This window comes from Streptomyces sp. T12 (assembly GCF_028736035.1).
Classification (GTDB): domain Bacteria; phylum Actinomycetota; class Actinomycetes; order Streptomycetales; family Streptomycetaceae; genus Streptomyces.
This window is the reverse complement of record NZ_CP117866.1, coordinates 9,321,455-9,333,310: the sequence shown is the minus strand read 5'-3', so window position 1 is coordinate 9,333,310 and position 11,856 is coordinate 9,321,455. Positions and strand designations below refer to the sequence as shown.

Here is an 11,856-nt window from a genome sequence, read left to right as displayed (position 1 = left end):
GAGAAGTCGTCGAGTAGTCATCGCAGGGTGGTCGTCAGGACTGTCTCGCGCACGGCGCGCAGCGCTGCGGACCGGCTTTCACGGAAGTAGAAGTGCCCTCCCGGCAGCAGCCGCACGTCCGTGGGCCCGCGGGTGTGCGCGGCCCAGTCGGCGGCGGTGGGCGTCCACGGCTCCCGGGTGCCCGCGAGGACGGTGACCGGACAGTCGAGGCGGCGGTCCGACGTGGGACGGTAGTTGTTCAGCAGCGTGAAGTCGGCGCGGAGACAGGCGAGTGCGGGCGCCCGCAGGCCGGGGTCGTGGCGCAGGTGGTCGAGGGGCTCGTCCCAGCGTCGCTCGATCTCGTCGATCAGCTCGTCGTCCGGGAGCAGGTGGACCGGCTCCCGGATGGGCGGGAGGGGCGGCGCGGGGCACGAGGACACGATCAGCGCATCGGGCTGTGCGCGGCCCCGTCTGCTCAGTTCCTTTGCTGTCTCGAACGCCACCAGCGCCCCGAGGCTGTGCCCGAAGAACACGAACGGCCGGCCGAAGGAGACGACCGACAACAGGTCGTCCACCAGGGAGGCCACATCGGTGAACGGCGGCTCGGTCAGCCGGGTGGTCCGGCCGGGCAGATGCACTCCCCACACCTGTACCTCGGGCAGGTCGTCCGACCACCGCACGTACTCCCCCGGCGATCCGCCGGCGTGCGGAAAGCAGTAGAGGGAGGTGACGGCGTCCGGCCGACGGTGGCGGCGGACGGTCCAGCGCGTCATCGGGCGCCCTCCGCGGTCATGCGCGCGTCGATCAGGGCGGCGAGCCCGGCTGCGGTGGGGGCCTCGAAGAGCGTCCGTGGCACGAGTTCCACGGGGAAGATCTCGCGTGCCCGCATCACGAACCGGGTGGCGATCAGGGAGTCGCCCCCGAGGTCGAAGAAGCTCTCGTCCGGTTCGACGTCCGGCAGTTGGAGGAACTCGGCGAACAGCGCGGCGATCCTGTCGACGGTGCCGATTCCCGTGGCCGTCGTCGCTTCGGAGACCACGGCGGGAGCACCGAGGCCGGGGGTGGGCTCGTCCTCCTCCACGAGGTAGCGATGCCCTTCGAAAGGGTAGGTGGGCAGGGCGACCCGCTGTGGACGCCGCCCTTCGTGCAAGGCCGCCCAGTCGATCCGCGCGCCCGACAGCCACAGCTCCCCCAGGGCGCGCAGCAGGGCCTGTTCACCGTCCGGAAGCCGGCCGGCCGCCATGTCGAGGACGATGCGGCCGGGGTCGTCCGGTGTCGTGGACACCGTGTCGTCCGGGCGCGGCGGCTGCCGCAGGTGTGCGGCCCAGTGCGCCGGATCCACCGCCTCGACGGGCGACGTACGTTTCGTCCCGTTCGCCGTGCGCAACGGGATCCCGGGTCTGTGGGGGCCGATCCGCAGGATCAGCTCCTCAAGTCGCGCCGGCTCGGTCACGTCGGCCGCCTCGACCACCAGCCGGGCCGCGTCCGCCGCCCGGAACACGCCGGCCACGGTCGCCGCCGCCAGCGCACCGATCCCTTCGCCCGCGACCGCGGCCGGCTCGACACCCCATCGCCGCCACAGCCGGGCGAGGGCGTACGACGCCGCGAAGGCGATCAGGGGGGCGGGTTCGCCGCCGCTGCGAAAGACATCCCGCGCGCCGCACTCGTCGGCGGCGCTGCGGAACGCCGGCTCGGTCTCGTACAGGCGGGCCCAGACGCTCTGCTCCCCACACGGGTCGGTCAGCTCCGGGAACCGGAAAGTCACCGGCCGGGAGCGGGTCTTCCGCTCTGCGGTGACGAGCCTGCCGGGGTGCTCGCCCGCCAACACGCGGACGGCGTCCGAGGGCCCGCTGACGACCGCGAACCGTCGGCAGGAGTGCTCCGGGCGTCCGGTCTGCAGGGTCCAGGCCACGTCGGCGATTTCTGTCCCGGGGTCGGCGCGCAGGTGTTCGGCGAGGCTGCCGGTGGCGATCGCCAGCGCGCTCGGCGTCTGCGCCGACAAAGGCAGCACATGCCAAGGGCGCTCAGGCCGGCCGGCGTCGGGCCGTGCCGGGGCCTGCTCCAGGACCACATGCGCATTGGTCCCGCCCAGGCTGAACGAGCTGACGCCGGCGCGCCGGGGCATACCCTCGGGCAGCCATTCCTGCGCCCGCACGACGACCCGGAACGGGCTCGCCTCGAAGTCGATCTCGGGATTGGACGTCGTGAAGTGCAGGCTCGGCGGGATCACCCCGTGCTTCAGCGCGAGGACCGTCTTGATCAGTCCCGCCGCGCCGGCAGCCGCGTCGGTGTGCCCGATGTTGGTTTTCACGGAACCGATTCCGCAGAATCCACGGCGGTCGGTGCTGCGCCGGAACGCCTTGGTCAGGGCGGCGATCTCGACCGGATCACCGAGTGGGGTGCCTGTCCCGTGGGCCTCCACGTAGGTGCAGGACTCCGCATCCACGCCTGCCGCACGGTGCGCCTTCTCGATCACGGCGGCCTGTCCGTCGATGCCGGGGGCGGTGAAACCGATGCGGCCGGGGCCATCGTTGTTCACCGCGGACCCACGGATCACCGCGTCCACCCGGTCGCCGTCGGCCAGCGCCTCCGCCAGCCGTTTGAGCACCACGATGCCCGCTCCGTCACCGGCCACGACCCCGCGGGCGTCCGCGTCGAAGGCCCGGCAGACACCGTCCGGCGCCTGGATTCCCCCGGCGCTCGGCGTATCCGGCACGGTCGGCAGACGGACCGTGACGCCGCCGGCCAGGGCGAGATCGCAGTCCCCGTTGACCAGGCCCTGCACCGCCAGGTGGACGGCGACCAGTGAGGTGGCACAGGCGGCCTGCACCGCGACGGTGGGGCCCCGCAGACCCAGTTTGTAGCCCACGCGGCTGCAGAGGAAGTCGGATCCGTTGGCCACCCGGATCTCCCAGTCGGACACCGAGGGCAGCCGCGCCCGCTGTGCCTTGAGGATGTACGCATACGCGTTCTCGCTGCTGCCCGCGTAGACGCCTACGGCCCCGGGGTGCCGGGCGGGGTCGTGACCGGCGTTCTCAAGCGCCTCCACGGCGCACTCGAGGAACAGCCGGTGCTGCGGATTGATGAGCCGGGCCTCCCGGGGTGACACGCCGAAGTACGCCGCGTCGAACCGCTCGGGGTCCTCCAGCAGTCCGCGCGCGGCGACGCCCTGCGGTCCGTTGACTCGGGTGACCGAGTCCTTTCCGGCGATCAGGTTCCGCCAGAACTCGTCGGAATCACGGGCTCCGGGAAAACGGCAGGCCAGGCCGATCACGGCTATATGGGTCGGCTCGGATTCCCGCTGCCGCACATCGGCGCTGCGTCCCCGACCCGCCACTGATCACCCAACCCCTTTACGGAGAGACCAACTTGATGATTCCATCAACGTGTCTTGATATCGCCCACACTACCTTTCGGGCCTTGGGAAAAGGAAGGTCGCCGACGACTCGCCCGGGAATTGCGGTCCTTCGGCGAATCGCGAGCCTCAGAGCCGGTGGGTATGGTGCTGGAGGACGTTGCGGGACGGATGGCGGAGCGGTGGCAGGCTGCCGCCACGGCATCGCCGGAGAGGGCCGGGGGCCGCTCCCTTCGGGTTTCTCATCAGGTTTCTCACCCGGTTGCCCGAGCTCCTCAATCGCCCGTACATCCGCGCCGGATGCTCTTCGCATCGGCCTCTGTTTTCGCACTCTGCTTTCGGAGGAAGAATGCCGCTGTTCGCAGACTTCATCGCTCCGCTCACCCCCGAGCAGTTCTTCGCGGCCCACTGGCCGGACACCCCGTATGTCGGACCAGGGCGGGAACTTCCCGACGAACTTCTTCGGGCGGCACCGGAACTGATCGATGCGGAACGGGTTCTGGAGTCCTTCGGGAACACGGTTTCACTGATCCGTCGAAACGGACCGCACGCCCGGGTGCCCCGCGGAAAGGACGCGCTGCCCATGTACCGGGCCGGGTTCACCTGCTACATGCGCCATGTGGAGCGGGACTTTGCGGGACTCGACGACCTGATCGCCGCGGCATCACGCCAACTGGGCCTTCCGAGCAGCGCAATGTCCTGCGAGATCTTCTGCTCGACCGGGACGAGCGGCGTCCCCATGCACAGCGACTTCGACGTCAACTTCGCACTGCTGCTGTCCGGCTCCAAGCGCTGGCGGCTGGCACCCAACGAGAGCATCGAGAACCAGACGGCGATGTGCTTCGCCCGCGGCCGCAAGCAGGCCGACGAGCGTCAACTGACGTACGCGCACGCCCCGTTCCCCGAGCGTATGCCGGACGACGCACGGGAGATCGTCATGGAGGCGGGCGGACTGCTGTTCCTGCCCCGCGGCTGGTGGCACGAGACGTACGCGACCGGCCCGTGCATGCAGTTGAACCTTGTCGTCAAGGGACCCCATTGGGCCCGGGTGTTCAGCCGTGCCCTGGAGGAGAAGTTGCTCGGCGCTCCCGACTGGCGGGAATTCGCCTACGGTGTGGCTGTCGGAAACGACGCCGGGCACCAGGCGGCCGTGGAGCGGCTCGCCGGGCTGATCGAAGGGCTCCAGGAGTCCCTCGGTGGTGCGCAGCCGCAGGCTCTCGCGGCGGAGCTCATCTCCTCCTTCCGGGCCGACAGCGGTTCGGTGCGGAGCGACAGCCCGAACTGATGCCCCCGACCGGCCGTCGGCCCGCCGCTCACTCGCGGCGGGCCGACGGCCGGTCGGGGAACGCGACGCGGATCAGCGCTTCACCGTTCCTTCGCGCAAGCGGTCGATCATCCGCCGGGTCGTCTCGATCGGGGTCTCTTCGGGAAGGGCACGCAGACGCGGGGGCAGCGCCTCGTTGCGCCCGGCCACGTTCTCGTTCCACTCGTCCTGACCCGTGAAAGGAATCGTCTCGTCCTCCCGGTAGGCGGGGAACGGACGGTAGCTGTTGAGGCCGGCCGCGTCCGCTCCGCGTACCAGCAGCGGGTCGAGGTACAGCCCCTCGCTGTGGATCCGCGTGGTCGTCGATATGTAGCCGATGTCGAGCCCGCACCGTCGCTTGGCGGAGGTGTTCGCCTCCGAACAGTGCAGCAGCTGGGGATGGTGGATCGAGACGTCGCCCGGCTGGAGCTCGATGTCCACGATGCCCCGCTCCTCGGCCCACTCCCGCACCAGGGCCTCGTCGGCGGCGGAGAACAGCATGTTGGCTTCGTCCGTGCGGGCGGACGGTTTGTGCAGCGGCAGGACGTGGCTGCCCGGGATCATGCGCAGGCAACCGTTCTCCGTGGTGCTCTCGTCGACGGCCATCCATACCGTCAGCGCCTCCATCGGGCTCAGCGTCCAGTAGGCGCCGTCCTGGTGCCACAGCACCGGTTGCCCGTCGTAAGGGGGCTTGCAGATGTAGTGGGCCGTGAAGCACGCCAGGTCCGGGCCGAGGAAGTACTCCGCGATGTCCACCAGGCGGGGGTCCGAGACCAGCCGTGCCCAGAAGGCGTCGTTGCGGATCAGGGGATGGTGGAAGTGCTCGGGGCGCAGGTCCGGGTACTTGCGGGTGAGCCAGTCGACGTGGGCGCGCGCCTCGTCCAGGAGGTCCGGTGGCACCACGTTGCGGATGATGGAGAAGCCCTGTTCGGCGTATTCCGCCGCGGCCTTCTCCAGAACGCCCTGGTCAAGTGCAGTCATGCGTCAGCTCCTTATGAGGTGTGCCAGGTACTGTTTGCCGTGCGGAACGAGTTCGTGGAGCCGCCACGGCGTGCCGTCGGCCAGCTCCCGCAGCTCCGCCCCGGACACGTAGAGGTAGTCGAACCAGGGGGTCGACGCGACACCGTCCCTGATACGCAGCCGCTGTTGTCCGGCCAGCCGGCCTGCGGCACGGTTCTTCTCCTGGTAGGCACGGTTCCATTGACTCGTCAGGGTGTACGGATCGACGCTCACGCCCAGCAGCGATCCGCCGGGACGGGTCACGCGGGCCAGTCGCCGCAGCACGTCCCCCGCCTTCTCGCGGCTCCCCAGCAGTCCGATGTTCTGCCCGCCGAGCAGGACGGTGTCGAAGGCGCCGAGGGCGGGTTCGAGGCTCTCTGCCGAGCCGGTCCGCACGTCCACCCCTCGCGCGCGGGCCACCGCGGCGGCGCCGGGCGAGGGCTCGATACCGACGACCTCGTGCCCCTGGGCCAGCAGATGACTGGCGTGCCGGCCGGGGCCGCACCCCACGTCGAGCACCCGGTGCGCCGCCCGTTCGCAGAGCTGCTGCTCCAGGGGGCCCCACTCGGCGAACGGCGCGAAGTACCGGTAGACGTCATTGACGGTGATCAGGCCGTCGTCCCGTTCGATGATCTCGTGAGAGACGCCCGGGCGGGGACCGGCCTCCCACACCTCCAGGACGGCGTTCCCGAACGGGTCCCCGCCGGGGGCGAGATCGAGGGTGGGGGGGTGAAGGCTCACGGTGTGTCTCCCGCGTGGTCGGAGAAGGTGCTGGTCTCGGTGGAGGGCGGCGCACAGGCGACTGGAGCTCAGACCTCCCACTCCGCAGGGAGCGTCCGGTGGGAGCGAAGCGGCGAACGCAGCAGCACCACAACCGGAACGGCGGTCACGAGGACACCGGCCCACAAGGCGACCGTGGTCGACCAGGTGCCGGCGATGACTCCGCCGAGCAGTCCGCCGAGTGGTGTCGCCCCCTGGGTGACCACGCCGTTGGCCGCCGTAACGCGCCCCATGTAGGCGAGCGGGGTGACCCGTGCGCGTAGCCCGGCGACGGCCACGGCGCGGCCCACCACCACGAAGCCAATGAGGATCTGAGCCGTGGCGACCAGCGGGACGGCCGCGCCGCGAAAGATCGCGCCCAAGGGCGCGGCCAGCAGTGCGAAGGGCGCCAGGGCCGAGAAGACCATCGTCATGCGGATCTCGCCGAACCGGCGCCGCAGCCGCGGGCAGAGCAACGAGGCCACCACCCCGGCCACCGCGCCGAGCGTGGACAGCAGTCCGTAGACCCAGGCGGTGACGCCGATCTCCTCAAGGAGGAAGACCGGCAGCATCGACAGCATAATGCCGGCGCCGAGGTTGTTCAGGGCCGCCTGGCACACGATCAGGCGTAGCAGAGGCTGGCGGAACAGCACGCGGAGGCCGTCGATGACCTCACGGCGGAAGTTCCTTTTCTCCAGCGGGCCTTGGGTGTCGGGTTCGGCCGGGTGGATGCCCTTGACCAGCAGGGCGGAGAGCAGATGGCAGCCGACGGCGAACAGGTACAGCAAGGGCGCGGGGACGGCCCGGGTCAGCAGACCGGCCGCGCCGGGAGAGACCGCCATGATCGCGTTGGAGGAGGTCTGCAGTCGCGCATTGGCGTTGGCTATCTGCCGTTTCGGCAGCAGTTGCGGCAGCACGCTGTTGTGCGCCACGTCGAAGAACACCCCCGTCAGGCTTCCGGCGAAGGCCACCGCCACTAGATGCGGCACTGTCAGGGCGTCGAAGGCGTAGGCGAACGGGATGCTGGCGAAGCTGACGGCGTAGAGGAGATCGGACCACAGCAGGACCGCCTTACGGTTCCACCGGTCGACCCACACACCGGCGGGCAGGCCGACCAGGAGGTAGCCGAGTCGGCTGAAGACGAAGACCAGACTCACTTCGAACGGATTCGCATGCAGCAGGGTCACGGCGGTGAGGGGGAGGGCGAAGCTCGCCACTTCGGCGGCGGAGAACCTGAACCCGTTCGCGAACCACAGCCGTTTGAAGTCGGGGACCCGCAGGACCTCGGACTCGGGTTCGGCCCTGCCCTGGTCGGCAGACACGGTCATGATCGCGCGCCTTCCTCTAGCTGAAGATCGTGAATCCGTTCATCATCGACAACTCGGGGGAAGCGGCCATGTCCGTCAGTGATTTCCGGTCGACTTTCCCGTTGCTCAGACGGGGTAGTTCGCCGTCGACCAGGACGACGTGCCGGGGCAGCATGTACGGCGGCAGGAACTCGGTCAGGCGCGTCGGCAGCAGCCGCGCGGCCGTCTCGTCCCGCGCGGTGACGAAAGCGGTGATCAGGTTGCTGAAGACGGCGTCGGGTGTCGCGACCGCCACGCACTCCTGGATGCCGGTGCACCGGCGTGCGGCCCGTTCCACCTCGCCCAGTTCGACCCGATAGCCACGCGACTTGATCTGCGCGTCCAGCCGGCCGATGAACCGCAGCTCACCCGCGGGATCCTCGTACACCTGGTCCCCGCTCGCATACCACTCCCGGCCGTCCGCGGTGCGCACCATCGAGCGGGCGGTCTGCTCGGCGTCCAGGTATCCGGTCATCAACATGGCACCGCGCACCAGCAGTTGCCCCGGCTGCCCCGGCGGTACGGCAGTCAGCCCCTCGTCCGCCACCAGCACCTGCGCGCCGGGCAGCACACGGCCGATGGGGACTTGGTCGTCCGGCTGCAATGGAGGCTTGATCTCGTGGAAGGTGCAGACGTTGCTCTCGGTGGGGCCGTACACGTTCAGCAGCCGCATGCCCGGAAGGGCCGCGGCCAGGGTGTTCACATCCTCCGGGTGCAGCACCTCGCCGCCGGTGACCGCCGCGCGCAGTCCGGAGAGCCGGGGCAGGAGTTTCGTTCCGTGGCGCACCAGCCACACCAGGGTGGAGGTCACCGCGTACCAGACGGTGCCGCCGGTCCGGTGGCAGAAGTCGATGTACGCGGCGGGAAAGGGCGCCGCCTCCGCGGGCATCAGGGCCACCGCCGCCCCCGACCTGACCGCGGCGAACAGGTGCAGGGTGGTGGGGTCGAAGTGGAGCGGGGCGGAGTTGATGACGACGTCGGAAGGGGTCAGCGCGAGTTCGTCCACCGCCCAGTCGACGAAGGCCGACGCGCTCGCGTGCGTGTGCACGACGCCCTTGGGGACACCTGTGCTCCCGGAGGTGTGCAGGACATAGGCGAGATCGGGCACCGGCGGACGGGGCTCGCCGTCGCGCATCGAGATCCACATGCCGTCGTCGGCACCCGGTGGTGCGGGCAGTGCGGACCACCGCAGATGCGGCGCAGACTCGGCCCACTGGGCGCGCGCCGCACCGTCGGCCACGATGGCCCGGGGCGCGCACGCGCGCGTGATGAGATCGGCGCGCGTGAGGGGGCCGTCGGGGTCCAGGGGTACGTATCCGGCTCCGGAGCGCAGGATGCCGTGCACCACGGCCACTCCGGCCGACGACTTGCGGCCGTGCCAGACGACGCAGTCGCCGTCTCTGACGCCGCAGTCACGCAGGGCACGGGCGAGGTCCTCCGCAGCGCCGTCCAGCGCGGCGTAGGTGAGAGTGATGCTCCCGTCGATCACGGCCGGCCGGTCCGCGTGCAGCTTCGCCGCGGCCCGCAGGTCGTCGCTGAGGGAGGTGCCGACCGCCATCAGCGCCCCTTCGCGGTCAGGAACGAGCGGATCGCCGTGATGGTCTCGAAGTGGGTCGGCAGGATCTCCGTGTCGTCGATCTTGATGTCCAGCGACGCCTCCAGCCGGGACACGACGGTCAGCAGGGACAAGGAGTCGATGATCCTCCGTGCGATGAGCGGAGTGTCGTCCGCGATCTCCTGTCCGGGCGCCGCCTCCGCGACGATGGTCCGCACGGTGGCCAGTACGGAATCGTGCACCATCACAAACCCAGCCCTTCAGCGATGATCTTCATTTGCATGTCGGACGTGCCCGAGTAGTAGCGGCTGGCGATCGCGTCCGACATCAGTTGTGCGGCTCCCGTCTCCGGGAAGAGCGCGTATCCGCCGTACACATCGGGAAGTTCCTGGCAGAAGGCGTTGAACTCGTTGCTGACGTGCAGCTTCGTCAGTGAGGCGCGGGCGTGGTCGAGTTCACCCCGGTCGGCGGCCAGCGCGGTCGCGTGGAGGATCTCCCGGGCGCTGGTGATGCTCAGATGCATCCGTACGACGCGGCGGCGGATGGTGTCGTACGTGCTCAGGGGCCGGCCGAACTGGCTGCGGGTGCGCACATGTTCCACGGCCTCGCGCAGCGCCCTGGACATCAGGCCCAGCACCGGCGCGAGGATGAAGGCGCGTTCGTAGCGCATGGCGCGCATGAGGACGGCGTATCCGCCGCCGACCGGGCCGAGGACGGCCGAGGCGGGCAGGACACAGTCGTCGAGGCGCAGGGAGCCCAGCTGCGCCCCCGGTAGTCCCGCCTTCTCGAAGTCCGGGCCGACGCTCAGGCCGGGGGTCTCCCGCGGGATCAGGAACGCGCTGAGTCCGGACAGCGCGCTGCCCTCCGCCGTCCTGGCGAGGACGAGGAAGACGTCCGCGACGGGTCCGTTGGTCACGAAGGTCTTGGCGCCGTCGAGCCGCCATCCGCCGTCGCCGTGCGGCTCGGCCCGGGTGGTCAGGGAGAGCAGGTCGGAGCCTGCGTCGTACTCGGTGGCGGCGAAGGCGCCCACCGCGGTGCCCGACGAGAGCGGCGTCAGGTAGGTGCTGCGCTGCTCCGCGTCCGCGAAGGCGGCGATCGGCTCCTGGCAGGCCCACAGGTGCGCGGAGAGTGCGAAGGGGAGGCCGGAGCGGCCGCTCGCGTCGGCCATGGCCTCCATCGCGAGGCACGTGGCGAGGTGTCCGGCGCCGGTTCCGCCATGCTCCACGGGCAGGGTCAGCGACAACAGCCCCTGTTCGGCGGCCGTCTGCCAGGCTCCGTCGTCGTCGGCGCCCTTGGCCGCCCAGGTGCGGAATCCCTCGAGCCAGGTGACGAATTCGGCGCTGTCGACGAGACGTGAGGCGCTGCTCATGAGGCCTCCCCGGGGCGGGTGAGCGGCCACTTGTACACGTGATGGGACAACTCCAGCCCGAAGTGCGCCATGGCCGACGGCCGGTGGGCCTGCGGTGCGAGGGCCAGCAGCTCGATGTCGCGGCCTACCCCCAGCTCGCTCTGCAGCCAGTCGAAGACGTCCTCGGTCACGCCCAGGCCGCGGAAGACCGGGCTCAGTTTGACCTCGTGCAGGAAGACCCGGGGTGCGCCGTCCGGGCGCAGCCGCCCCAGTCGCGTGAGGCTGAAAGCTCCCGCGACCTGTCCGCCCGACTCGATGACGTAGTGCGTGGTCCCGGGGGTGCCGGCGCCGTGCGCGAGGAGCGCGGCGAAGTCGCCCTCGCCGTCCTCCCGGTAGATCTCCTGCAGCGCGTCGGCGTCCGCCGGCGCCGCCGGGCGGACCAGGCGCTGGGTCGAGGTGCTACTCACCGCTCACCGTGCCCCTCGTACCCGCGGCGGCGGCGTGCTCGCCCCGGTGGCGCTCCCAGCGGTCGACGGCCTGGCCGAGTTGGGAGGTGTAGTCGCTGTTGGCGATGAAGCCATGCCCGCGGCCGTCGCGCAGCATGACCGCCCGGAGACTGGGATGTCCGTCGAGATGCTCCATGATCGGCCGCAGATGCTCCAGCGCGAAGTACGAGTCCTTCTCGGGGATCACCACATGCAGACAGCGAGCGCTGCCGGGAGCTGTCCAGTCCTCGATGATGTCGGTCATGCGCTCGGGGCGCGCCATGCTCGGCAGATGGCTGAAGGGCGCCGCCTCCCGCGTCCACTGAGGGAGGATGAGGGGGTCGTTGTGCGGAGAGACCACGAACGCCAGGTCGTCGGCCCCGCCGCGCATGCAGTACTTCATCGCCGCGTACCCACCGGACGACAGCCCGTGCCAGACGGTGCCCCGCAGGCCCCACTGCGCCAGCAGCGATGCGCGCAGCTCCAGCAGCCGGGGCATGAACTCGTCCTCACCCAGCAGGAACCAGCCGCAGCTGGAATCCCTGGTGAAATTGTGGATCGGATCGGACACCAGCAGGCAGACGGAGTTCTCCGCCTCCGCCCACTGACGTCGCGCGAATACCGGAGGGACATGCTTCTCAATCACGCTGAAGCCATGGAAGAGAATATGCAGATAAGGGCTGGATATCCTCTTCGGTACGCTCACCAGATAGTCGAGGGCGTAGCC

The 11,856-nt window shown here is 70.0% G+C and carries 11 protein-coding genes; 1 reads left to right on the top strand and 10 read right to left on the bottom strand.

Annotated elements, in window-relative coordinates; all coding sequences use genetic code 11:
* Positions 1-17 precede the first annotated feature (17 nt).
* Both PBV52_RS41840 and PBV52_RS41835 read right to left on the bottom strand, forming a co-directional pair.
* Positions 18-752, bottom strand: a complete 735-nt coding sequence (locus PBV52_RS41840) for a thioesterase II family protein (RefSeq protein WP_274246194.1) — start codon at positions 750-752, stop codon at positions 18-20.
* Positions 749-3,316 (bottom strand): type I polyketide synthase, encoded by a 2,568-nt coding sequence (locus tag PBV52_RS41835; protein WP_274246192.1) that lies wholly within the window; start codon positions 3,314-3,316, stop codon positions 749-751. The genes PBV52_RS41840 and PBV52_RS41835 overlap by 4 nt, the downstream gene beginning before the upstream one ends.
* Positions 3,317-3,683: 367 nt before the next feature.
* On the opposite strand from PBV52_RS41835, the gene PBV52_RS41830 reads away from it, so the two are divergent.
* Positions 3,684-4,619 carry a JmjC domain-containing protein gene (locus PBV52_RS41830; RefSeq protein ID WP_274246189.1) on the top strand — a complete coding sequence of 312 codons (936 nt, stop codon included), beginning with the start codon at positions 3,684-3,686 and terminating at the stop codon, positions 4,617-4,619.
* A 72-nt stretch (positions 4,620-4,691) separates the two neighbouring features.
* Here the strand turns inward: PBV52_RS41830 and PBV52_RS41825 are convergent, their stop codons facing one another.
* From PBV52_RS41825 to PBV52_RS41790, 8 genes are all read right to left on the bottom strand, one after another.
* Complete coding sequence (locus tag PBV52_RS41825; protein WP_274246187.1) at positions 4,692-5,618, bottom strand: phytanoyl-CoA dioxygenase family protein; 927 nt, start codon at positions 5,616-5,618, stop codon at positions 4,692-4,694.
* A 3-nt stretch (positions 5,619-5,621) separates the two neighbouring features.
* A complete protein-coding gene (locus PBV52_RS41820; RefSeq protein WP_274246185.1) occupies positions 5,622-6,377 on the bottom strand; it encodes a bifunctional 2-polyprenyl-6-hydroxyphenol methylase/3-demethylubiquinol 3-O-methyltransferase UbiG in 756 nt (251 codons plus the stop codon).
* A gap of 68 nt (positions 6,378-6,445) precedes the next feature.
* Positions 6,446-7,723, bottom strand: a complete 1,278-nt coding sequence (locus PBV52_RS41815) for an MFS transporter (RefSeq protein WP_274246184.1) — start codon at positions 7,721-7,723, stop codon at positions 6,446-6,448.
* Between the two features lie 16 nt (positions 7,724-7,739).
* Complete coding sequence (locus tag PBV52_RS41810) at positions 7,740-9,299, bottom strand: amino acid adenylation domain-containing protein (protein WP_274246181.1); 1,560 nt, start codon at positions 9,297-9,299, stop codon at positions 7,740-7,742.
* Complete coding sequence (locus PBV52_RS41805; RefSeq protein ID WP_274246179.1) at positions 9,299-9,541, bottom strand: acyl carrier protein; 243 nt, start codon at positions 9,539-9,541, stop codon at positions 9,299-9,301. Before PBV52_RS41805 ends, PBV52_RS41810 begins: the two co-directional genes overlap by 1 nt.
* On the bottom strand, positions 9,541-10,665 hold the full coding sequence (locus PBV52_RS41800; RefSeq protein WP_274246177.1) for an acyl-CoA dehydrogenase family protein: 1,125 nt from the start codon (positions 10,663-10,665) through the stop codon (positions 9,541-9,543). The genes PBV52_RS41805 and PBV52_RS41800 overlap by 1 nt, the downstream gene beginning before the upstream one ends.
* Positions 10,662-11,111 (bottom strand): hypothetical protein, encoded by a 450-nt coding sequence (locus PBV52_RS41795; protein ID WP_274246175.1) that lies wholly within the window; start codon positions 11,109-11,111, stop codon positions 10,662-10,664. Before PBV52_RS41795 ends, PBV52_RS41800 begins: the two co-directional genes overlap by 4 nt.
* Positions 11,104-11,775 carry a hypothetical protein gene (locus tag PBV52_RS41790; RefSeq protein ID WP_274246173.1) on the bottom strand — a complete coding sequence of 224 codons (672 nt, stop codon included), beginning with the start codon at positions 11,773-11,775 and terminating at the stop codon, positions 11,104-11,106. Before PBV52_RS41790 ends, PBV52_RS41795 begins: the two co-directional genes overlap by 8 nt.
* Positions 11,776-11,856: the final 81 nt, after the last annotated feature.